Origin of the sequence: Caulobacter sp. Root655 (assembly GCF_001427665.1) — a bacterium.
Taxonomy (GTDB): Bacteria; Pseudomonadota; Alphaproteobacteria; order Caulobacterales; family Caulobacteraceae; genus Caulobacter.
Map to the genome: position 1 here is coordinate 116,120 of NZ_LMHC01000012.1, position 22,283 is coordinate 138,402.

18 protein-coding genes are annotated in these 22,283 nt (G+C 69.4%); 9 read left to right on the forward strand and 9 right to left on the reverse strand.

What is annotated here, in order from left to right:
• Positions 1–97 precede the first annotated feature (97 nt).
• From ASD79_RS09625 to ASD79_RS09635, 3 genes are all read left to right on the forward strand, one after another.
• Positions 98–1,522, forward strand: a complete 1,425-nt coding sequence (locus tag ASD79_RS09625; protein ID WP_056720965.1) for an FAD-binding oxidoreductase — start codon at positions 98–100, stop codon at positions 1,520–1,522.
• Positions 1,523–1,704: 182 nt separating this feature from the next.
• Positions 1,705–3,228, forward strand: a complete 1,524-nt coding sequence (locus ASD79_RS09630) for an aldehyde dehydrogenase family protein (RefSeq protein WP_056720967.1) — start codon at positions 1,705–1,707, stop codon at positions 3,226–3,228.
• A 188-nt stretch (positions 3,229–3,416) separates the two neighbouring features.
• On the forward strand, positions 3,417–4,451 hold the full coding sequence (locus tag ASD79_RS09635) for a DUF1338 family protein (RefSeq protein WP_056720969.1): 1,035 nt from the start codon (positions 3,417–3,419) through the stop codon (positions 4,449–4,451).
• Positions 4,452–4,467: 16 nt separating this feature from the next.
• Here ASD79_RS09635 and ASD79_RS09640 read toward each other — a convergent pair whose 3' ends face one another.
• The 4 genes from ASD79_RS09640 to ASD79_RS09655 all read right to left on the reverse strand — a co-directional run bounded on the left by ASD79_RS09640 (position 4,468) and on the right by ASD79_RS09655 (position 7,448).
• The gene (locus ASD79_RS09640) at positions 4,468–4,845 is read right to left on the reverse strand and encodes a response regulator (protein ID WP_056720971.1); all 378 of its coding nucleotides are present in this window, start codon (positions 4,843–4,845) and stop codon (positions 4,468–4,470) included.
• Positions 4,842–5,885 carry a sensor histidine kinase gene (locus ASD79_RS09645; RefSeq protein WP_056720973.1) on the reverse strand — a complete coding sequence of 348 codons (1,044 nt, stop codon included), beginning with the start codon at positions 5,883–5,885 and terminating at the stop codon, positions 4,842–4,844. Before ASD79_RS09645 ends, ASD79_RS09640 begins: the two co-directional genes overlap by 4 nt.
• Positions 5,886–6,083: 198 nt before the next feature.
• Entirely contained in the window at positions 6,084–6,683 is a 600-nt protein-coding gene (gene wrbA / locus ASD79_RS09650) for an NAD(P)H:quinone oxidoreductase (RefSeq protein ID WP_056720975.1), read from the reverse strand.
• A 66-nt stretch (positions 6,684–6,749) separates the two neighbouring features.
• Entirely contained in the window at positions 6,750–7,448 is a 699-nt protein-coding gene (locus ASD79_RS09655; protein ID WP_056720977.1) for a pirin family protein, read from the reverse strand.
• Positions 7,449–7,727: 279 nt separating this feature from the next.
• Here ASD79_RS09655 and ASD79_RS09660 point away from each other — a divergent pair, with 279 nt between their 5' ends.
• On the forward strand, positions 7,728–8,636 hold the full coding sequence (locus ASD79_RS09660) for a LysR family transcriptional regulator (RefSeq protein WP_082584866.1): 909 nt from the start codon (positions 7,728–7,730) through the stop codon (positions 8,634–8,636).
• A 439-nt stretch (positions 8,637–9,075) separates the two neighbouring features.
• Here ASD79_RS09660 and ASD79_RS23800 read toward each other — a convergent pair whose 3' ends face one another.
• Positions 9,076–9,201, reverse strand: coding sequence for a hypothetical protein (locus ASD79_RS23800; RefSeq protein WP_155856545.1), 126 nt, complete (start codon positions 9,199–9,201; stop codon positions 9,076–9,078).
• 127 nt (positions 9,202–9,328) lie between these two features.
• The gene (locus tag ASD79_RS09670) at positions 9,329–10,789 is read right to left on the reverse strand and encodes a protein adenylyltransferase SelO (protein ID WP_056720981.1); all 1,461 of its coding nucleotides are present in this window, start codon (positions 10,787–10,789) and stop codon (positions 9,329–9,331) included.
• A 265-nt stretch (positions 10,790–11,054) separates the two neighbouring features.
• Here ASD79_RS09670 and ASD79_RS09675 point away from each other — a divergent pair, with 265 nt between their 5' ends.
• Together ASD79_RS09675 and ASD79_RS09680 are read left to right on the forward strand one after the other, a co-directional pair.
• Complete coding sequence (locus ASD79_RS09675) at positions 11,055–13,568, forward strand: TonB-dependent receptor (RefSeq protein WP_056720983.1); 2,514 nt, start codon at positions 11,055–11,057, stop codon at positions 13,566–13,568.
• A 162-nt stretch (positions 13,569–13,730) separates the two neighbouring features.
• Positions 13,731–16,181 carry a M20/M25/M40 family metallo-hydrolase gene (locus tag ASD79_RS09680; RefSeq protein WP_056720985.1) on the forward strand — a complete coding sequence of 817 codons (2,451 nt, stop codon included), beginning with the start codon at positions 13,731–13,733 and terminating at the stop codon, positions 16,179–16,181.
• A gap of 153 nt (positions 16,182–16,334) precedes the next feature.
• Here ASD79_RS09680 and ASD79_RS09685 read toward each other — a convergent pair whose 3' ends face one another.
• From ASD79_RS09685 to ASD79_RS09695, 3 genes are all read right to left on the reverse strand, one after another.
• Positions 16,335–18,197 carry an AMP-binding protein gene (locus ASD79_RS09685; protein WP_056720989.1) on the reverse strand — a complete coding sequence of 621 codons (1,863 nt, stop codon included), beginning with the start codon at positions 18,195–18,197 and terminating at the stop codon, positions 16,335–16,337.
• Between the two features lie 93 nt (positions 18,198–18,290).
• Positions 18,291–19,730 (reverse strand): aldehyde dehydrogenase family protein, encoded by a 1,440-nt coding sequence (locus tag ASD79_RS09690; protein ID WP_056720992.1) that lies wholly within the window; start codon positions 19,728–19,730, stop codon positions 18,291–18,293.
• A gap of 108 nt (positions 19,731–19,838) precedes the next feature.
• Positions 19,839–20,309 carry an NUDIX domain-containing protein gene (locus ASD79_RS09695; RefSeq protein ID WP_056720993.1) on the reverse strand — a complete coding sequence of 157 codons (471 nt, stop codon included), beginning with the start codon at positions 20,307–20,309 and terminating at the stop codon, positions 19,839–19,841.
• A gap of 187 nt (positions 20,310–20,496) precedes the next feature.
• On the opposite strand from ASD79_RS09695, the gene ASD79_RS09700 reads away from it, so the two are divergent.
• The 3 genes from ASD79_RS09700 to ASD79_RS09710 are packed head-to-tail and all read left to right on the forward strand — an operon-like array spanning position 20,497 to position 22,281.
• Positions 20,497–21,252, forward strand: coding sequence for an SDR family oxidoreductase (locus ASD79_RS09700; protein WP_056720996.1), 756 nt, complete (start codon positions 20,497–20,499; stop codon positions 21,250–21,252).
• A gap of 58 nt (positions 21,253–21,310) precedes the next feature.
• Positions 21,311–21,691 (forward strand): dihydroneopterin aldolase, encoded by a 381-nt coding sequence (gene folB / locus ASD79_RS09705; protein ID WP_156400458.1) that lies wholly within the window; start codon positions 21,311–21,313, stop codon positions 21,689–21,691.
• A 20-nt stretch (positions 21,692–21,711) separates the two neighbouring features.
• Positions 21,712–22,281, forward strand: coding sequence for a hypothetical protein (locus ASD79_RS09710; RefSeq protein ID WP_056721657.1), 570 nt, complete (start codon positions 21,712–21,714; stop codon positions 22,279–22,281).
• The last annotated feature ends 2 nt before the right edge of the window (positions 22,282–22,283 follow it).

Genomic DNA, 22,283 nt, shown 5'->3' on the forward strand with positions numbered 1-22,283 from the left:
TGCGTTTCGCCGAAAGCATGTCGGCAAACCGACGATCAGGCCACTAGGATTCGACGAAACGGCGGCGATGATGTCCGCCCCTGGAGGCGCCGCTCACGTGCTTGACCAAGTCCACACAGAGGCCCTGGCCGCGATCCTCGGGCCCGGCGGCCTGATTCTCGATCCGGCCGACCGCGCCGCCTACGAGACGCCCGCGCGCTACGCCGGCGGCGTGGCGGCGGCCGTGGCGCGACCGACCAGCACGGAACAGGTCTCCCAGGTCGTGGCCTATTGCGTGCGCCATGGCCTGGCCTTCGTGCCACAGGGCGCCAACACCGGCCTGGCCGAGGGCTCGACCCCGGACACCAGCGGGACTCAGTTCGTGCTGTCGCTGGACCGCCTGATCGCGCCGCTGGAGATCGACGCCGCCGACCGCACCGCCACCGTGGGCGCCGGGGTGCGGCTGTCGGCCCTGAACGCGGCGCTGGAGCCGCACGGCCTGTTCCTGCCCATCGACCTGGGCGCCGACCCCAGTCTGGGCGGCATGGCGGCCACCAACACCGGCGGAGCGCGGTTCCTGCGCTACGGCGACATGCGGCGGCACGTCCTGGGCTTGGAGGTTGTGCTGGCCGACGAAGCCGCCACGGTGCTGCAGCTGTCGCACGGCCTGCGCAAGGACAACGCGGCCGTCGCCCTGCGGCAGCTGTTCGTTGGCGGCTGCGGGGCGTTCGGGGTCATCACGGCGGTCACCGTCGAGGTCCACCACCGCCCGCGCCAGACGGCCGCCGCCCTGCTGGTCCCGCGCGACGCCGACGCGGTCCTGCCCCTGCTCCAGGCCTTCGAGGCCGAGGCCGGCGGGGCCCTGACCGCCTTCGAGGGCATGTCGGCCGCCGCCATGCGCCGCGCCATCGACCACGTGCCGTCTCTGAGCAATCCCTTCGCCGGCGGCGTTCCCGACTACGCCGTGCTGGTCGAGCTGACCCGGACCTGGGCGCCGCGCGACGGCGAGGCCTCGCTGGATGAGGTGCTGCAACAGATCGCCGGCGACCTGCTGGAGCGGGACGACAGCCCGCTGGTCGACGCCCTGTTCGGGCCCCTGGAGAAGATGTGGGCCCTGCGCCATTCGCTGTCGGAGGGCCTGCGGGCCAGCGGGCCGGTGGTCGGCTTCGACCTGTCGTTCCGCCGCCGCGACCTGGCCCGCTTCCGCCGCGAGGCCACGGCGATGCTGGAAACGGATTTTACCGACTACGAGCTTTGCGACTTCGGCCACGTGGCCGACGGCGGCATGCACTTCAACCTGGTGCGGCGGGAGCCCGGCGCGCACGACCCCGACCGGCTGGACGCCCTGCGCGAGGCGGTGCTGGTCCTGGCCATCGAGTGTTTCGGGGCCAGCTTCAGCGGCGAGCATGGGCTTGGCCGCGCCGTCCAAGGTCCTTATGACCGGTTCACGCCCCGGCTGATCCAGGACTATTCGGCGGCGGTGGCGGCGGTGTTCGGGACAGGGTCGGCCAGCGTGAGACTGGGGCCGGCGGTGATCAATTGAGATATTCCACTTTACTTCAACCGCTCATCCCGGCGAATGCCGGGACCCAGATGGAATGGCTTTGAGGCTGACGCCAAGAGCGCAGAGCCTATCCAGTCAGCGCCCCAGCTTTGGGATCTGGGTCCCGGCATTCGCCGGGATGAGCGGATCAAAAATAAGATCAAATTCCTCAGGACCACCCCATGACCACCCTGCCCTCCGCCATCCCGCAAGCCCACGCCCTGCTGAGCCGCCTGGGCGTCGACGCCGCTATCCTGGACGGCGGGACCCTGGCCGCCTGCTCGCCGGTGACCGGCGAGGTGCTGGCCCAGTTGGTCGAGGCGACGCCGGAACAGGCCACGGCCGCCATCGACGCCGCCCATGACGCCTACCTCGCCTGGCGCAAGGTTCCCGCCCCGCGGCGCGGTGAGTTGGTGCGGCTGCTCGGCGAGGAACTGCGCGCGGCCAAGGCCGACCTGGCCGACCTGGTCACCCTGGAGGCCGGCAAGGTCGTCTCCGAGGGCCTGGGCGAGGTGCAGGAGATGATCGATATTTGCGACTACGCCGTGGGCCTGTCGCGCCAGCTGTTCGGCCTGACGATAGCGAGCGAACGTCCTGATCACCGAATGATGGAGACCTGGCGCCCGCTGGGCGTGGTGGGCGTGATCTCGGCCTTCAACTTCCCCGTGGCGGTGTGGTCGTGGAACGCGGCCCTGGCCCTGGTCTGCGGCGACGCGGTGGTCTGGAAACCGTCGGAGAAGACCCCGCTGGTGGCCCTGGCCACCCAGGCGCTGTTCGCGCGCGCCGCCGCCCGCTTCGGCCCCGACGCGCCCTCCGGCCTGTCGACCCTGCTGATCGGCGGTCGCGACGTGGGCGAGGCCCTGGTCGACCACCCGAAGGTCCCGCTGGTCTCGGCCACCGGCTCGACGGCCATGGGCCGACAGGTGGGGCCCAAGCTGGCCGCCCGCTTCGCCCGCGCCCTGCTGGAGCTGGGCGGCAACAACGCCGCCATCGTCGCGCCGTCGGCCGACCTGGACCTGACCCTGCGCGGCGTCGCCTTCGCGGCCATGGGCACGGCGGGCCAGCGCTGCACCAGCCTGCGCCGGCTGTTCGTGCACGAGAGCGTCTACGACGCCTTCGTCGGCCGGCTGAAGATCGCCTATCCCAACGTGCCGGTCGGCGATCCGCGCGCCGCCGGGGTGCTGGTCGGCCCGCTGATCGACAAGGCCGCCTACGAGGCCATGCAAAGCGCCCTGACCCACGCCCGCGCGGCCGGCGGCCGGGTGGTCGGCGGCGAACGCGCGCGGGTCGCGGGTCCGGACGCCTACTACGTCGCCCCCGCCCTGGTGGAGATCGACGCCCAGGCGCCGATCGTCAGGCACGAGACCTTCGCCCCCATCCTCTACGTGATGAAGTACGCCGAGCTGGCCGACGCCATCGCCGCCCAGAACGACGTGGCCCAGGGCCTGTCGTCGTCGATCTTCACGCTCGACCTGCGCGAGGCCGAGCTGTTCGTGTCCGGCGAGGGCAGCGACTGCGGCATCGCCAACGTCAATATCGGCCCCTCGGGCGCCGAGATCGGCGGGGCGTTCGGCGGCGAGAAGGAGACCGGCGGCGGCCGCGAGGCGGGCTCCGACAGCTGGAAGACCTATATGCGCCGCGCCACCAACACCGTGAACTACGGGACCACCCTGCCGCTGGCGCAGGGCGTGACCTTCGACGTCTAGGGATCCGCATGCCGTTGCCCCACTACCGTTGTCATCCCGGAAAGCGCGTAGCGCTTGTCCGGGACCCAGGGGCGGCTGCACCGCGCTGGCCCAGTCCCCTGGGTCCCGGACAGCCTCTGCGAGGCTTCCGGGATGACAACTGATCTTAGGTCTCCAAACCTCACCTCTCGCCATCACCGGACCATGCCATGACCCCCCACCTGACCGCCCTCGTCGCTTCGGCTATCGGCCCGCGCGCGGCCGGCGAAATCCTCGACACCCTCGCCATCGACGTGATGTTGTCGGGCGAGACCGGCCAGCGCGTGTCGCGCGCGGTATTCGCCATGGCGGTCAACACCGTGTTGTTCCACGACATCATGGACCGCGTGCCGCTGGGCGCGGCCTATGTCGCCGAGCGCCGGGCCGCCGGCCTGCGGATCCTGTTCGACCACGGCGCCCTGCGCACGATCCGGTTCGGTGAAGGCCGGTTCGGCGAGGGCAAGACCGGCGCCCTGCCGGCCGGCCAGATCGCCTTCGCGCGGATCCTCGAGCCGCTGGGCTACGCGATGGCCGACGTCTATCCGCTGGACCGCCTGAAGATGACCGGCCGGGCCTACGCCCATCTCGACTATCCGGAGGCCATCCCGCAGTTCTTCGTCAGCGAGCTGCACGTCGACCGCTTCTCGCCGGCCTTCCAGGCCGCCGCCCACGCGGTGTTCGACGCCACGCGCGACCTGCTGGGGGCCGAGGCGACCCGCGCCCTGGCCGCCTTCGCCACCGAGGGCGCCGTCGACCTGGAGACGGCGATCGCCGCCCTGCCCCAGGTGGTCGCCGCCTTCGACCGCACCCATCCGACGCCGCGCCTGGCCGACTACAAGACCCTGCTGGCCGAGTCGGCCGAGGCCGCCTGGATCGCCACCGAGGGCCAGTCCTTCAATCACGCCACCGACCGGGTGCCCGACGTCGAGGCGGTGGCCGACGCCCAGAAGGCCCTGGGCCGTCCGGTCAAGGACGCCGTCGAGGTCTCGGCCTCGGGCCGCGTGCGCCAGACGGCGTTCAAGGCTCAGCCGGTCGAGCGGGCGTTCATCACCGACGACGGCGAGGTGATCCTGACCGTCCCGGGCTCGTTCCACGAGTTCATCACCCGCGACCGGTTCGTCGACGAGGCGGGCGTCGAACGGCTGGACCTGCGGTTCGACAGCGCCAACGCCCAGGGCATCTTCAAGATGACCGGAACGGGGTGAGGTCCTCCCTCTCCCCCTACCCCCCCAGCGCCACCTCGACCGCGCTGCGCAGCTGACGATCGGAGATCGGCTTGAACAGCACGCCGGCCGGGTGGTCCATCTGGATGCGGGCGATGGTGGACGGCTCGCGGGAGCCGGTGATGAAGATCACCTTGGAGCCCACGGCATGATGGATGGCCAAGGCGGCGTCGACGCCGTCCTTGTCGCCGCGCAGGCGCACGTCCATCAGGACCAGTTCGGGCTTGTGAAGCTGGGCCAGCGCCACCGCCTCGTCGGCCGTCGCCGCGGTGCCGCAGACCGCCATGTCCAGGTCCTCGACCTGCAGGCACAGGCCCTGGGCGATCAGGAACTCGTCGTCGACCACCAACACCAGGCGCTTGCGCGGACCGTTCATGAGGCTAGCGGCGCGGGCGCCCGGATCTCGCTGCGCGTCCTTCCCCGTTGGCTTTCAACCATGATCGTTCCCCTCAATTGGGCGACGAGGCCTTTGATGATGCTGGAGCCCAACGCGGCCTTGGGCTCCTCCGACGCCGGCCCGCCCTGATTGTAGCCCTTCCCGTTGTCGGCGACGACGAGAACCAGCGCGCCGTCCTCCGCCCGCTCCAGGGTGACGTCGATATCGCCCTGGCCGTCCGGGAAGGCGTGCTTGAGCGAGTTGGTCACCAGTTCGGTCACCAGCAGGCCCAGCGGAATGGCGAAGTCCAGGCCTACGTCCAGCGGGATGGCCTCGACCGACAGGTTGACCGTCCGCCCCGCGCCGCCGTGGACGATGTTGGTCGACAGTTCGCGCAGGAACGGCGCGATGTCGAAGGTCTTGAGGTTTTCCGACTCCATCAACTGATGGTGCACCAGTCCCAGGGCGTAGACCCGGTCGCGCAGTCCCTGCATCGCCCGACGCCCTTCGGGATCGCTCAGTTGGCGGGCCTGCATGACCAACAGGCCGTCGACCATCTGCAGGTTGTTCTTCACGCGGTGATAGACCTCGCGCAGCAGCAGGTCGCGCTGGGCCAGGGCGGCGGTCAGTTCGGCGGTGCGCGCCTGGACCCGGCGCTCCAGCTCGGCGGCCGACGGCAGGGCCGCGGCCTTGGGGATCAACGGCCAGAGGATCACCGCCGTGGCGATCGACAGGATGGCGGTGACGACCTTGATGATCCCCTCGACCCCATAGGCCGGGACCCAGAGGGTGAGGATCGCCAGGAAGTGGGTCGCGCCGCAGGCCAGGATGAAGGCCACGAACAGATAGGCCACCCAGCCGTACTTGATGTCCGGGCGACGCCGGACGAAGGCGGCGATGGCCAGCGGGATCGAGAAATAGGCCAGGCCGATGACCACGTCGGACAGGGCGTGCATCGCCACCAGGCCCGGAGACCAGCTGAGACAGAAGCCGTGCGGCGTCAGCCCGGTGGGGTTGAGCAGCCAATCAAGGAAAGACATGTCCAGACCCCCGACGGTCGACGCGACGACACCTCATCAAGGCAGAAAATTACTCTCCAAGGTAGCGCTTTCGCGGGGAGCGGCGACACGGCGCCAGCCGACCACGCGAGGACCGCGCGGCGCGGACGTTGGGGGAGGACGAACCGACCGTGGAACCGTTGGGGACAGGCGCATGCGCCTGTCCCCGATCGCGCACGCCTAGCCGAACAGCTTGGCCGCGGTCTTGGCGACCAGCTCGCCCTGATGGCGGGCGCCGGCCAGTTCCAGTTCGCTGGGCTGGCGCGAGCCGTCGCTGGCCGCGACGGTGGTGGCGCCGTAGGGCGCGCCGCCGGTGATTTCCTCGACGGTCATCTGGCCCTGGTGGCTGTAGGGCAGGCCGACGATGACCATGCCGAAGTGCAGCAGGTTGGTGATGATCGAGAACAGGGTGGTCTCGTTGCCGCCGTGCTGGGTGGCCGACGAGGTGAACGCCCCGCCCACCTTGCCGTGCAGCGCGCCGCGGGCCCACAGGCCGCCGGCCTGGTCGAGGAAGGCGGCCATCTGCGAGGAGATGCGGCCAAAGCGGGTGCCGGTGCCGACGATGATGGCGTCGTAGTTTTCCAGTTCGGCGATCGTGGCGATCGGGGCGGCCTGGTCGAGCTTGTAGTGGGACTTCCTGGCGATCTCTTCGGACACCAGTTCCGGCACGCGCTTGACGTCGACCGTGGCGCCGGCGGCGCGGGCCCCCTCGGCGACGGCGTTGGCCATCGTCTCGATGTGACCGTAGGCGGAATAGTAGAGAACGAGAACCTTGGGCATCTTGGCTTCCTTGATGGACGTTGGGAATGGGCTGGGGACAGGCGCATGCGCCTGTCCCCATTTCGGTTAGGCGGCGTCGACGAGCACCAGCTCGGCGTCCTCGATAGCCGTCACGCGGATCACGGCTTCGTCTTGAATGGCGGCGCCGTCGCGGGTGTTCAGGGTCACGCCATTGACCTCGACCTTGCCGGCCGAAGGCACCAGATAGCCCTTGCGGTCCGCGCCCAGCGCGTACTCGGTGGTCTCGCCGGCCTTCAGCGTCGCGCCCAGCACCCGGGCGTCTGCCCGGATCGGCAGGGCGTCGTTGTCGGCCGGAAAGCCGCTGGCCAGGGCCACGAACTTGCCGGAGCGGTCGCCCTTGGGGAACGGCTTGGCGCCCCAGGCGGGACCTTCGCCGCGCTTGTTGGGGATGATCCAGATCTGGAAGATGCGGGTCGCGCTGTTTTCCAGATTGTATTCCGAGTGACGGATGCCGGTGCCGGCGCTCATCACCTGGACGTCGCCGGCCTCGGTGCGGCCCTTGTTGCCCATGTTGTCCTGGTGGGTGATCGCGCCCTCGCGGACATAGGTGATGATTTCCATGTCGGCGTGCGGATGCGGCGGGAAGCCGGTTCCGGCGGCGATGGTGTCGTCGTTCCAGACCCGCAGGGCGCCGTGGTGGACGCGCGTGGGATCATGGTAGTCGGCGAACGAGAAGTGGTGCTTGGCGTCGAGCCAACCGTGGTTGGCGCCGCCCAGACTGTCGAAGCTCCTGACATCGATCATGGTCTCAATCTCCTGAGAGAAGGCCGCCTGGCCGTCTCTGTTGAGGAGAAGATGATCCCTTGCGCTTCGATCCGAAATGGAAATGATCGAAACAAACCGTTTCGGATTTCGTGCTAATACTCTCCGCTCATCCCGGCGAACGCCGGGACCCAGATCCCGTGGCGTTGAGGATGATTGGAGTGGCTCCGAGCTTTTGGCGTCAGCCCCACGGCCATGCCATCTGGATCCCGGCATTCGCCGGGAAGAGCGGAGGTTGAGGTAGGGGATGAGGCAATACCCATGAAACTCCCCGATTTCGAGGCCTGGGCGGTGTTCGCCAAGGTGGCCGAGACCGGCTCCTTCGTCGGGGCCGCCACCCAGTTGAACCTGTCGAAGGCCACGGTGTCCAAGGCCGTCACCCGGCTGGAGGTCCGGCTGGGAGCGACGCTGTTCCACCGCACCTCGCGGCGGCTGTCCCTGACCCAGGCCGGCAAGGATTCGCTGCACCGCGCGACGCACATCCTGCATGAGGGCGAGGCGCTGGAGGCCGAGGCCTCGGCCCAGTCGGCCACGCCGCGCGGCCTGGTGCGGGTGGCCGCGCCGATGTCGTTCGGCATCGCCCATCTGGGTCCGGCCCTGCCCGAGTTCTTCGCCCTCTATCCGGAGGTGTCGATCGAGCTGTCGCTGTCGGACCAGCTGGTCGACATCGTCGAGGACGGCTTCGACCTGGCCCTGCGGATCTCGGCCCTGGAGGATTCCAGCCTGCTGGCCCGGCGCCTGTGCCCGGTGCGGCTGATGCTGGTCGGCTCGCCGGCCTATTTCGAGAGGCACGGGCGCCCCGGCCACCCCAAGGACCTCACCGCTCACAGCGGCATGTTCTACACCAACAGCAAGACCAAGGACGTCTGGCGGTTCGAACACGCCGAACACGGACAATATGCCGTCAGCCTGCCCGCCCCGCTGCGGGTCAACAACGCCGACATCCTGCGCCCGTCGTTGCTGGCCGGCCTGGGCCTGGCCATGCAGCCGGACTTCCTGGTGTGGCGGGACGTCAAGGACGGCTTGCTGGAGGAGGTCCTGGGCGACTGGGCGCCGCCGCCGATCGCCCTGCACCTGGTCACCCCGCCCAGCACGATCCGGCCGGCGCGGGTGGAAGTGCTGATCGCGTTTTTGGCCAAGCGGATGGCCAGCGCGCCTTGGTTGGGATGATCGGTTTCAGATGTCCCGTGGATCAGGTTTCCGATCCGTGATCGCCTGGAACACGCCACACAACATGAACGAGATTATGAAAATCACACCTAGGAACGCACTATACTTATAGATCAAACCATCGATTTTACTGAAATAGAACGTCGTTCCTTTCGCCTGAACACCGTACACCCAGCCGCGGGAAGGGTCGGGGTGGATGTCCGATGCGAACCGCATGAGCGCAATGGGGATCGCCAAGGACACCATCCCCAACGTCCCTAGGATCGACATCAATATTCGCAACATCGTCTCATCCGCTGAAACCCGGGTTGGTCACGCCGCGCCCTATTCAAGATAGTATAGCGCCTGCCACTTGCAGACGGCTTGGGCGACGTATGACGCCCGACCCGAGACGATGACGCTAGTCGAGAGCGACGGCCGGCCCTGAGGCCAAAACCCGCTAAGCCATCTCGTGCTTGTCGTTGAGACACTCGCCGATGGCGCGGGCGCAGCCCGGGAGGCCCAGGGCGCCGATGAACGACATGGCCACCGCGCAGACCAGCATCACGGGTTGGAAGAAACGCATGCGATATTCTCCACCGGCCAAATCACCCACGGGGCGCCATCAACCCCAGATAAGGCTGAAGCTTGACGTTTGTTCCTGCCCCACATCGGAAAAGCTCAGCATGCGGCAGATTTGTCTCACCCGTATGTCAGTGGCCTAACGCATAGGCGACACGAGTCGCCTCAAGCCGGGCCAGTTTAGCATAAAGGGTCGACCAGTCGTCGGCCTGGGCGATCGGCGCCCACAGGGCCTCGACCTCGTCGATCAGCATCTCCTCGGGCTCGGGCCGGGCGAAGACCGGGCTGTCCAGCCGCTCGGGGCGATCGGTCTCGAAGGCCGCGAACTGGCGGCGCAAATCAAGGAAGGCGTCCTGGCCGTAGAGTTCGGCGCGCGGACCCGCCAGGGCGCGGGCTTCCGAGGCCCGGCCGCCGAACCAATCGAAGAAGAACGGCTCCCAGCGCAGTTGATCCCCGCCCGCCGCCCCCCCGGCCGCCCCCCCGGCCGCCCCCCCGGCCGCCAAGGCGGTGAACGCCGCCTGGACCAGGGCGATATCGGCCTCGGGCGAGCGGCTCTTCAGGCCCAGCCGGTCGAGCATCGCCGCGCGCAGGGCGTCGCGATAGAGGTCGGAGAAGCCGTTGAGCGCCGCGATCAGTCCGGCGTCGTCGGTGACCAGGGCCAGGCAGCCGGCCAGTTGCTGCAGGTTCCAGAACACCGTCTCGGGCTGGCGGCCGAAGCTGTAGAGCCCCGAATGGTCGAAATAGGCGGCGGTGAAGTTCGGGTCGTTGCGCGGCAGGAACCGCCAGGGGCCGTAGTCGAAGCTCTCGCCGGTGACGACCATGTTGTCGGTGTTGAGCACGCCGTGCACGAAGCCGGCCGCCATCCAGCGGGCGCACAATCGGGCGCTGGCGGCGACCACCTGCTCCAGCAGCGCCTTCGGGCGGTCGGGCTCGTCGGCGACGGACGGGAAATAGGTCTGGACCGCGTGGTCGACCAGCACGGTGATCAGGTCGGGCCGCTCGGCGAAGGCCTGGCGCTGGAAGGTCCCGAACCGGATGTGGCTGTGCGACAGCCGGGTCAGCACCGCCGAACGCGTGGGGCTGGGCTCGTCGCCGCGCTGCAGGTCCTCGCCGGTCTCGACCAGCGAGAAGGCCCGCGAGGTCGGCACGCCCAGGGTCTCCAGCATCGTGGCCGCCAGGATCTCGCGCACCCCGCCCTTCAGGGTCAGCCGCCCGTCGCCGGCCCGCGACCACGGCGTCTGGCCCGAGCCCTTGGTGGCCAGGTCCAGCAGGCGACCGCTTCCAGCCTCGCGCAGCTGGGCGAACAGGAAGCCCCGCCCGTCGCCGAGGTCGGGGTTGTAGCTGCGGAACTGGTGGCCGTGATAGCGCATGGCCAGCGGCCCCGGCTGGTTGTCCGGCAGGGGCTTGAATCTCGCGAAATGGTTGAGCCACTCGGCGTCGCTCAGACCCTCCAGTCCCACGGTGGCGGCGGCGCGGTCGTTGCGGAAGCGCGGGATCGTCTTGGGGAAGTCCGCCGGAAGCACGGGATCGGCGAAGTCGGGCCCCAGGCGCATGAAGACCGGATCGGGGCGATAGGCGGCGGAGATCGGCATTCTCCGGACATGAGCCGCCGCGCTTCTCGACGCAAGCCTGGAGGCGGCTTTCGGGGTCAGCGGAAGATCGGGGATGGTGGGCGACCATTGTCGCATCCGCGCAACAGATGTTCGCGAACCGTTAAGCCATAAGGATTTTCCTTGCCGAGGCCACAGCGCGGCCATAACCCTTACTAGTCAATTCGAACGAACGTTCGGGCTAAGACCAAATCAAAAGGCGGGGGCGTTGCAAGCGCCCGCGTCATAAAACGAACCGAGGTAGGAAATGCGCTTCACCCAGGTGCTTTGCGGCACGGCGTCCGCCGTCGTGCTCGCCGGTCTGACCCCGCTGACGGCCCAGGCCCAGCAGACAGACATCCCCACCGTCGACAGCATCGTCGTCACCGCCCAAAAGCGCGAGCAGAACCTGCAGGACGTGCCGGTTGTGGTGACCGCCGTCGGCGCCAAGCTGCTGCAGGACACCGGCGTCAAGGACATCAAGGATCTGACGATCCTCACCCCCGGCCTGACCGTGACCTCGACCTCGTCGGAAGCCTCGACCACCGCCCGCATCCGCGGCGTCGGCACGGTCGGCGACAACCCCGGCCTGGAAAGCTCGGTCGGCGTCGTGATCGACGGCGTCTACCGTCCGCGTAACGGCGTGTCGTTCGGCGACCTGGGCGACATGGAACGCATCGAGGTCCTGAAGGGCCCGCAAGGCACGCTGTTCGGCAAGAACACCTCGGCCGGCGTCATCAACATCGTCACCAAGGAGCCGGAATTCGGCTTCGGCGGCAGCGCCGAGGCGACGATCGGCAACTACAACGCCCACGGCCTGGCCGCCTCGGTCACCGGCCCGCTGTTCGGCACCGAGACCCTGGCCGCCCGCCTGTACGTCGCCGCCCGCGAGCGCGACGGCTACAACGACGTGGTGACCGGCAAGGGCCCCAGCAAGCGCGACCAGGACGCCGACCAGGGCTTCTACACCGTGCGCGGCCAGTTGCTGTTCGTGCCGGACGACAAAGCCACCTTCAGACTGATCGGCGACTACACCAAGCGTGACGAGAACTGCTGCGGCGCCGTGCAGATCCGCACCGGCCCCACCGCCGGCATCCTGGCCCTGATCAACGGCGGCCCGGTCCTGGCCACCGTCGCCGATCCCTATGCCCGCATCGCCTATTCGAACCGCGGCGCACCGTCGTCGGTCGAGGACAAGGGCGTTTCGCTGCAAGGCGATATCGAAACGCCGATCGGCACGCTGACCTCGATCTCGGCGATCCGCAACTGGCGCACCGACAACGGCCAGGATTCCGACTTCACCACCGCCGACCTCGCCTACCGCAACAAGGACGGCACCAACTACAGCGAGTTCACCACCTACACCCAGGAACTGCGCCTGGCGGGCAAGACCGACAAGCTGGACTGGCTGGTCGGCGCCTTCCTGGCCGACGAGACGCTCGATACCAAAGCCAACTTCCTCTACGGCAACGACTACGAGCAGTATCTGGGCCGGTTGCTGTCGCGCTCGGCCGCCAACCCGGCCGGCGTCGCCAACTTCGTCGCCCTGCTGCTGAACCGAGCGCCCAACACCAGCTTCGTCGGCGGCCAAGGCCTGCGTGACCAGTACAAGCAGCGCGCCACCACCGTCGCCCTGTTCACCAACGACACCTGGCACGTGACCGACGCCTTCGAGATCACGGCCGGCCTGCGCTACAGCGTCGACGACAAGACGCTCAACACCTATCAGAGCACCAGCGACGGCGGCCTCGCCTGCGGCATCGCGCTGACCCCGGCCGGCCAGGCCCGCATCGCCGGCATCGTCGGCGCGGCCAACACCCCGACCATCGTCGGCAACCTGTGCCTGCCCTGGGCCAACCCGCTGTTCAACGGCCGCGGCACCACCCAGAAGCGCTCGGACAAGGAATGGAGCGGCACCATCAAGGCGTCGTACCGCTTCTCGCCGGAAGTGTTCACCTACGCCTCGTTCGCGCGCGGCTACAAGGGCGGCGGCTACAACCTGGACCGCACCCAATCGTCGAACGGCCTGCCCAGCGGCGGCCCGGGCGTGATCCCGATCCTCGACACCTCGTTCCCCGGGGAGTTCGTCGACAGCTACGAAGTCGGCATGAAGAACACCCTCTTCAACCGCTCGGTGCTGTTCAACGTCACGGGCTTCTACCAGAAGTTCAGCGACTTCCAGCTGAACACCTTCCTGGGCACCTCGTTCGCCGTGCGTTCGATCCCGGAAGTGACCTCGCAGGGCGTCGACATCGACTTCCTGTGGTTCACCCCGGTCCGCGGCCTGTCGCTGCAGAGCGGCTTCAGCTACGCCAAGACCGAGTACGGCAAGGACAAGGTCCCCAACGACCCGACCAACGCCCTGCTGCTGCTGCCAGGCAACCGCCTGTCGCTGGCCCCGAAATATTCGGCTTCCGGCTCGCTCACCTATGAGCGCCCGCTCGGCGACAGCCTGAAGGCCCGCTTCAACGTCGGCGCCAAGTACTCGTCCGACTACAATACCGGTTCGGACCTGTTCCCGCCGAAGCAGCAGAAGGCCTACACCCTGGTGAACGCCCGGGTCGGCATCGGCTCGCAGGACGACAAGTGGACCGTCGAACTCTGGGGTCAGAACCTGTTCGACGAGAAGTACACCCAGGTCGGGTTCAACGGCACCCTGCAGGGCACTTCGGGCATCGGCCCGGCCAGCACCGCCTATCTCCCGGCCGGCGACACGATCACCTACAACGCCTTCCTCGGCGCGCCGCGTACCTACGGCATGACCTTGCGTTCGAAGTTCTAGGCCACGACGACGACGGGCGGCGGTTTCGCCACCGCCCGTCTCAACGACCATCGGCAAGGGCGATCCGGGCGACCGGGTCGCCCTTTTCCGTTTCAGCGGCTTTTATCGAATCCCGAACAGCCCCACCCTGCCGTGCGGGGACTGTCCGCGGAGGCGCGACGCATGAAGACCATCAGGCTGCTCGGCGTCTGGATCTGCCTGCTGCTCGGTTTGGCGATCGCCAACCTGGCCCTGCGCACCCCCGCGCCGCTCTCCGCCAACGCCCCCGCCGACCAGTTCTCGGCCGGCCGCGCCATGGCCGACGTCCGCGCCATCGGCCGCAAGCCCCACCCCATCGGCTCGGCCGAGATCGTCCGGGTCCGCGACCACCTGCTGACCCGCATCAGCGGCCTGGGGCTGGAGGTGCTGGTGCGTCCCGGCGAGGGCGTGCGCGACGCCTCCAAGGGGTCGCGCGCCGTGTCGGTCGGCGCGGTGCAGAACATCGTCGCCACCCTGCCCGGAACCGACCGCGACGCGCCGGCCGTGCTGGTGATGAGCCACTACGACACCGTCCACAACTCACCCGGCGCGGCCGACGACTCGGCCGGGGTCGCCGCCGCCCTGGAGATCGCCCGCGCCCTCAAGGCCGGCCCGCCCCCGGCCCGCGACGTGATCTTCCTGTTCACCGACGGCGAGGAACCGGGCCTGCTGGGGGCCGAGGCCTTCTTCGCCCGCGATCCGCTGCGCGAACATGTCGGGGTGGTGGTCAACATGGAGGCGCGCGGCGACGCCGGCCGGGCCGCCATGTTCCAGGCCGGAACCGAAAGCGGCGACCTGATCCGCCTCTATGCCGGGGCCGCCCACCAGCCGACCGCCAACTCGCTGGCCGCCGCCGTCTACCAGCGGATGCCCAACGACACCGACTTCACCCATGCCCTGCGCGCCGGCCTGCCGGGCCTGAACTTCGCCTTCATCGACGACCAGCTGGCCTATCACACGCCCCTGGCCACGCCCGAGCACCTGAACCAGGGCAGCCTGCAGAACCTGGGCGACCAGGCCCTGCCGACCGTCCGCGCCCTGGCCCGTGGCGCGGCCCTGCCGGCCCGGACCCCGGACCTGATCTATTCCGACGTCCTGGCCCTGGGCCTGCTCGCTTATCCAATCAGTGTCGGCTGGGCGATCCTGGCGGTAGCTGGCCTGCTGATCGTCTTCACCGGCTATCGCGCCCTGCGCGGCCGCGCCGTCACGGTGGTGGAGATCCTGCGCGGGATCGCCGGCTTCCTGCTGCTGGCCAGCGCCGCCGCCCTGGCCCTGCACCTGGCCGGACGACTGATCGGCATCGCCGACCAGCAGCGCTACTACGCCGTGCTCGGCCAGTTCAACGCCCTGCTGCCCGGGGCCGGGATCCTGCTGATCGGGGTGTGCCTGAGCGTCCTGGTGCTGCAGGCCCGGGGGACGGGCCGGATCTGGGTGACCGCCATCGCCGCCGTGATGGGCGGGGCCTGCAGCCTGGTCGGCGGCTTCGACCCCATCGGCCTGGGCATGGCCGGCGCGGTGATCGTCCTGGCCTGGCTGAGCCTGGGCAAGGGCGTCGGGGTGTTCGGGGCCTGGCTGGGCGCCCTGCTGGTGGTGCTGGCCCTGGCGATCACGACCCAGGTGCTGCTGCCCGGCGGCTCGGTGATGCTGGCCTGGCCGCTGCTGGCCGCCAGCCTGGTCGCGGCCTTCGTCACCGCCGTGGGCGGCACGCGCGACCGGCGGGTGGCCTGGGCCCTGACCGCGGTGGTCTGCCTGGTCGCCATCCTGGTCGTCGCCCAGTTGGGCGCCTGGGGGGCCTGGACCTTCGCCGGCGTCGGCCTGATCGAGCCGGCCGTGCTGGCGGTGTTCGCCATCCTGGCCGCCCCCGCCCTGCTGCCGCTGGCCTTCGACTTCGCCGCCTATCGCTGGGCCCCGGTCTTCGCCGCCGTCGCCGGCGCGGCGGGCGCGGGCCTGCTGCTCTATGCGGGCGTGGCCGGCGGCGGCCCCGACCGCCCGCGCCTGGCCGAGGCCAGCCACCTGGCCGACCTGTCGACCGGCACGGCCTGGCGCGTCTCGCCCCTGCCGCGCCTGGACCCCTGGTCGAAAGTGGTGCTGTCGGACTCCGACAAGACCCCGGTGCGAAAGGCCTATCCGCCGCTCTACCGCGAGCCGGTGTGGATGGCGCCGACCGCCGTGCTGCCGGTCGATCGGCCGGTGCTGACGATCGACAGGGCCGGCGACCGCCTGCTGATCCGCGCCGTGCCCTCCCTGGGCGCCGAGGTCCTGACCCTGCGCCTGCGCCCCAGCCTGGCCCTGGGCGAGCCGCGCCTGAACGGCCGGCCGATCGCCCTGCCGACCACGGCCGGCCAGTGGTCCAGCCTGTCCTACCACGCCCCCGACCCCAACGGCGTCACCCTCAGCTTCACCGCCGCGCAGGCGGGCAGGGTCGAGGTGGCGGTGATCGAGATCCGCGACGGCTGGCCGCGCGGTGCCTCGGCCATCCCGGCCAAGCCGCCGGAGCTGATGGGCAGCGGCTATTCGGACAAGACGATCGTGCTGGATCGTGGAGCGTTGAGCTGGGCGGCGGACACGCCCGCCCCTGAAACCGACCAGCAATAACACCGCTCATCCCGGCGAATGCCGGGACCCAGATGGAATGGCTCAGACGTGGGTTCTATGAACGCCGCGTCTCTCCAACCCACCACCACGCTTCGAGATCTGGGTCCCGGCATTCGCCGGGATGAGCGGATCAAGAATGATGCGGGGACATGCTCAGATCGCGATCACGCCCTCCGACGGTTCGCTCGCATAGAGCGCCGCCGCCAGCGCCGCGCGGCGTTCCAGCGTCGCGCGCTGGTTCACATAGCCCTTGTCGGTGATCTCGCCGGCGTCGATCGACGGCGGTTCGGTCATGATCGCCACCCGGCCGACCCGGCGCGACGAACCGCCGGCGGCGGCGTTGAAGGCCCCGATCCGCTCGCGCAGGATGAGGCTCAGCTTCTCCAGCGGCGTGCCCGGCCCCGAATCGGCGACCAGGGCCGCCAGGCCGGCCGGCGAGGGCCACAGCATCGCCCCGACGAACGGCTTGTCCTGGCCGGCGATCACCGCATCGTGGACATAGGGGCTGCAGGCGGCCACCAGGTCGGGGCGCAGCACGCCGACGCTGACCCAGGTGCCGCTGTCGAGCTTGAAGTCCTCGGTCACCCGGCCGTCGAACACCAGGCCCCTGGACGGGTCCTCCGGGTCGACGAACCGCGCCGCGTCGCCCAGCTTGTAGAAACCCTCCTCGTCGAAAGCCCCGGCCGTCTTCTCCGGGTCCTTGTGGTAGCCCGACGCCACGGTCGGCCCCTTGACCCGCACCTCGTATTTCGACCCCGAGGGGGCCAGCTTCAGGGCGATGCCCGGCAGCGGCAGGCCAACCAGCCCGACCCGCTCGGTGATCCAGTGGACCACCGTCACGCCCTGCGTCTCGGTGGCCCCGTACATGGTGATCAGCGGCACGCGATGGCCGGTCTGCGCCACCGCCAGGGCCTGCATCCGCGTATAGACGTCGTCCGACAGGGTGGCGCCGCCATAGGCCATGTAGCGCAGGTTCTTGAAGAAGGCCGCGCGCAGCGCCGGGTCGTTCTCCATCGCCCCGGCCAGCATCGAAAAGGCGATCGGGGCCGAGCCGAAGACGATCGGCGAGACCTCGTAGAGGTTCCTGATGGTGGTCTCGAACAGGCCGGGCAGCGGCTTGCCCTCGTCGATCCACAGCGTGCCGCCGTTCCAGATCACGGCGTTGAAGCCGATGTTGCCGGCCGAGATGTGGCTCCACGGCATCCATTCCAGGCTGTCGGGCACGTCGTCGTCGCGCCCATCGTCGCGCAGGCCTTCCTGGCCGGCGATGACGCCCGCCATCATGCCGTGGGTCTGGGGCACGCCCTTGGGCATGCCGGTCGAGCCGGAAGTGAACAGGTACTTGGCGACGGTGGCCGGCGTCAGCGTCTCGCGCTTGGCGGCGACGTCCTTGGGCTCGGTCCCGGCGACCGCGTCGAAGGTATGCGCGCCCTCGCCCGTCCCGTCCGCGGTGACCAGCAGCAGGCCCGGATCAATGGCCTTCAGCGTGGCGATCGCCTTCTCGAACAGGTCGCCGGACTGGGCGAAGACCACGCGCGGCGCGACCTTGTCGAAGCAGTGCTTGAGCTTGCCGTGGTCGGCCGACATCAGGCTGTAGGCCGGGCTGACCGGGGCGGCCGGGACGCCGGCGCCGTACGCGCCCAGGGTCATCAGGGCGTGCTCGATGGAGTTGCCCGACAGGATCATCACACTATGGTCGGCGGTGACGCCCTGATCCAGAAGCCACTGGGCGATCCCCTCGACCGCCCGCTGGGCCTGGCCGTAGGTCACCTGGCGCCAGGGCCCATGGCCGGGTTCGCGCTGCTTGAGGTACGGCCGGTCGGGGTGCGTCGCGGCCCTCTGCGCCAGCAGGTGGCTGATCGTCCGCGGTCCGTCGCCGGGCGGATGGTTGGAGGTGATGACGATGCTGCCGTCGGCTCGCCGGTCGACGGTGATGTCCGGTCCCTTCATCGCCAGCGGTTTGAACGGCGCCGTGCTCGGGTCGCGCGCGGTCACAGGGCTGTCGACGCCGTCCATGTCGTTCTCTCCCGGTAGGTTATCGTTTTTGTTCTTGAGGACCGGATCGCGGACGGGGACAGGCGCATGCGCCTGTCCCCGAACCGAAACGTCCTATTCCGCCGCCTGCTTGGCCGCGTAGCCGAGGATGGCCTTGGTCTCGAGGAACTCGCCGAACGCGTGGTCGCCCCATTCGCGGCCGTTGCCGCTCATCTTGTAGCCGCCGAACGGGGCCATCAGGTCGGGTCCGGCGCCGTTGAGGATCACCTGGCCGGCCCGCAGCCTGGAGGCCACGGCCTGCACTTGGCCCGCGTCATTGCCCGAGACATAGGCCGCCAGGCCGTACTCGGTGTCGTTGCCGATCGCGACCGCCTGGTCGACGCCGTCATAGCCGAGGATGGCCAGCACCGGGCCGAAGATCTCTTCCTTGGCGATGGTCATGGTCGGGGTGACATTGGCGAACACGGTCGGCTTGACGTAGTAGCCGACCTCCAGGCCCTCCGGCTTGCCGGGGCCGCCCGAGACCAGGGTCGCGCCCTCGTCGACGCCCTTCTGGATCAGGCCCTGGATCTTGTTCCACTGCACTTCCGACACGACGGGGCCCAGCTTGGAATTGCCGTTCGGGTCGCCCACCGTGTGGGCGTCGGCGGCGGCCTTGGCGATGGCGATCACCTCGTCCATGCGCTTTTGCGGCACCAGCATCCGGGTCGGGGCGTTGCACGACTGGCCCGAGTTCATCATCACCGAGGCCACGCCGCCGCCAACCGCCTTCTGGTAGTCGGCGTCGTCGAGGATGATGTTGGGGCTCTTGCCGCCCAGTTCCTGGTGGACGCGCTTGACGGTCGGGGCGGCGTTCTTGGCCACCTCGATGCCGGCCCGGGTCGAGCCGGTGAACGACACCATGTCGACCTCGGGATGCGAACTCAGCGCGGCGCCGACGGTCGGGCCGTCGCCGTTGACCAGGTTGTAGACGCCGGCCGGCACGCCGGCGGCGGCCAGGATCTCGGTCCAGACCCAGGCCGAGAACGGGGCCACTTCCGAGGGCTTGAGCACCATGGTGCAGCCGGTGGCCAGCGCCGGGGCCACCTTGCAGGCGATCTGGTTGATCGGCCAGTTCCACGGGGTGATGAAGGCGCAGACGCCGATCGGCTCTTTCACCAGCCGCGTCGTGCCGCGATCCTCCTCGAACTTGTAGTCCTTGAGCACCTGCAGAGCGGTCTGCACATGAGCGATCCCCATGGCGGCCTGGGCGCGCTGGGCCAGCCACGACGGGGCGCCCATCTCCTCGGTGATGGCCTTGGCCATGTCCTCGAAGCGCTTCTGGTATTCGGCGATGATCCGCTCGAGCAGGTCGACGCGCTCTTCGCGGCTGGTCCGGGAGAAGGCGGGGAAGGCCTTGCGGGCGGCGCGAACGGCCAGGTCGACGTCCTCGACCGTGCCCAGAGTCACCCGGCCGGCGACGGCCTCGGTGGCCGGGTTGATGACGTCGACGGTCTTGGAGCCCTTGGGTTCGGCCCACTGGCCGTCGATGTAGAACTTCAGGTAGTCGCGCATGTCGTCATCCTCCTGGCTCGGGCCGCTCTCATCTGGGGAGACGGCGGACCTCGTTCAAACATCCATTTTAATGATCGTTGATCACTAGGGAAGGCGTCATCTGACGACTCACCACATCGGATCGATGTCGGCCCCCTGGAACAGCTCGGCGATCCGCCGGCGATTGCCCGGCGTGATGTCGTCCGGCAGGGCGTCCGGGGCGAACCAGCCGACCTCGTGAATCTCGCCCTGGGCGCTGGCCGCACAAGGCTCCCAGGTCTCGACGCGATAGACCAGCACGTGGTCGCCCTTGTGGTGCGGCTCATTGCTATGGATCGAGACCAGGCGGACCGGGCCCGTCACCCGCACGCCGGCCTCCTCCTGCAATTCGCGAAACAGGGCCTGCCGGGCGGTCTCGCGCCGCTCGACCCCGCCGCCGGGCAGGTACCAGCCGTTCATGTAGGTGTGCTGCACCATCAGCACCCGGCCCTCTGCGTCGGTGACGACGCCGCGCACCCCCAGGGTCAGGCCCCGTTTGAGCCGAAAGGCCATGTGGATCAGGGGTCGGAGGGTGGGTTCGATGCGGCGCAGCCAGAGCATGGGCCGACCTTAGCGCGTCCCGCGCGCGTGGCCAGCCTTGCGATCGCGCGCGCGCGCCGCTAAAGCCGCATCATCTTTCAGTCTGACAACGGACCCGCGCCCATGCTCGCGATCGGCATCATCGCCATCTTCCTCGGCGTCAACCTCGCCCTCAACAAGTTCGAATTCGGCCGTTTCGACTAAGTCGATGACGATGCGCGGCGCGGCCCTGGTCACCGGCGCCGGTCGCCGGATCGGCCGCGTCCTGGCCCTGGAGGCCGCGCGGGCCGGTTTCGACGTCGCCGTGCACTACCGCACGGCCAAGCCCGACGCCCAGGCCGTCGCCGACGAGATCGCGGCCCTGGGCCGCCGGGCCGTCATCCTCGACGCCGAACTGACCGACGAGGGCCAGGCCGCCGGCCTGGTCGCGCGCGCCGCCCAGGCCCTGGGCCCCCTCGGACTGCTGGTCAACAGCGCCTCGACCTTCGAGGACGACCGCCTCGCCACCGCCGACCGGGCCAGCTGGGACACTCACCTGGACGCCAACCTGCGGGCTCCGATCGTGCTGGCCCAGGCCTTCGCCGCCGCCCTGCCGTCCGACATTCCCGGCCATATCATCAATATCGTCGACCAGCGGGTGCTGCGCCCCAACCCGCAATTCTTCAGCTACAGCCTGTCGAAAGCCGCGCTGTGGTGGGCCACCCAGACCATGGCCCAGGACCTGGCGCCGCGCGTCCGCGTCAACGCCATCGGCCCCGGACCGGTGCTGGCCTCGGTCCATCAGGCCCCAGGCGAATTCGAGCGCGAGGCGGCCGCCACCCCGCTGCAACGGGCCGTTTCGCTTGAAGAGCTGGCCGCCGCCCTGCGCTACCTCATTGACGCGACCTCGGTCACGGGCCAGATGATCGCGGTCGACGCGGGTCAGCATCTGGGCTGGCGCACGCCAGACATCATCGGTTCCTGAAGGTCTCGCCGTGTCCGTCCAGCCCCTGAAAAACGCTCCGAACGAGGTCTCCGCGCCCATTGGGCCCAGGCCGAACCCCGCCCGGGTGATCGTCACCAAGGTCTTCGTGCGCGGCCTGAAAGTCGAGGCCTGGATCGGCGTCTACGACCACGAACACGGCCGCCAGCAGCCCCTGGTCATCGATGTCGAGCTCGACATCGCCGCCAGCCATTGCGAGCAGCTGGGCGACACCGTCAATTACGAGACCATCCTGCAGGCCGCCCAGGCCATCGCCGCCGAGGGCCATATCGACCTGGTCGAGACCTTCGCCGAGCGCCTGGCCCAGGCGTCGTTCGCCGACAGCCGCGTCACCCGCGCCCGGGTGCGGGTCGAAAAGCCCCTGGCCCTGGCCCCTCACGCCGCCGCGGCCGGGGTGGAAATCACCGCCGTCCGGGGGTGACCGCGCCCCCTACCCTTGGCTTGGCCTACAGCGCCCGCCTCGCCCCGTTCCAGCCCGAGACGGTGTGGACCCTGGAAGGCGCGGAGCTGGTCGAGCGCCGAGGCCCGCGCGAACGACGCTTCCCCTTGAGCGCCCTGACCGCTTTTCGCCTGGCCAAGCCGCGCGAAGGCGGTCGCCGGCGGGTGCTGACCCTGGCGTTCGGCCGCCGCAAGACGATCCTGACCGCCCAGAGCTATGTCGGCCCCGGCCGGTTCGAGGACCGGCTGGCCGGCTTCTCGCTGTTCGCCCGCGCGGTGGCCGGCGCGGGCGCCGACCTGGCTCCCCCTGGCACGAATGGGGGCGCCCGCTTCGAGCTGGCCGGGGTGATGGCGGCGCGCGAGGGCCTGACCTGGGTCATGGGCCTGCTGGCGTTCGGCACGGTGGTGATGCTGCTGCTGGCCTTCACCCCCGGCATGACCGGCATGGCCGTCGAGATCGCCGCGCGCATGGCCTTCGTGCTGATCCTGCTGGCCGCCGTCACCCCGTGGCTGGGACGCGGCGAGGGGCTGGACCCGCACGCGCTGCCGGACGAGCTGCTGCCGCTGATCTAGCT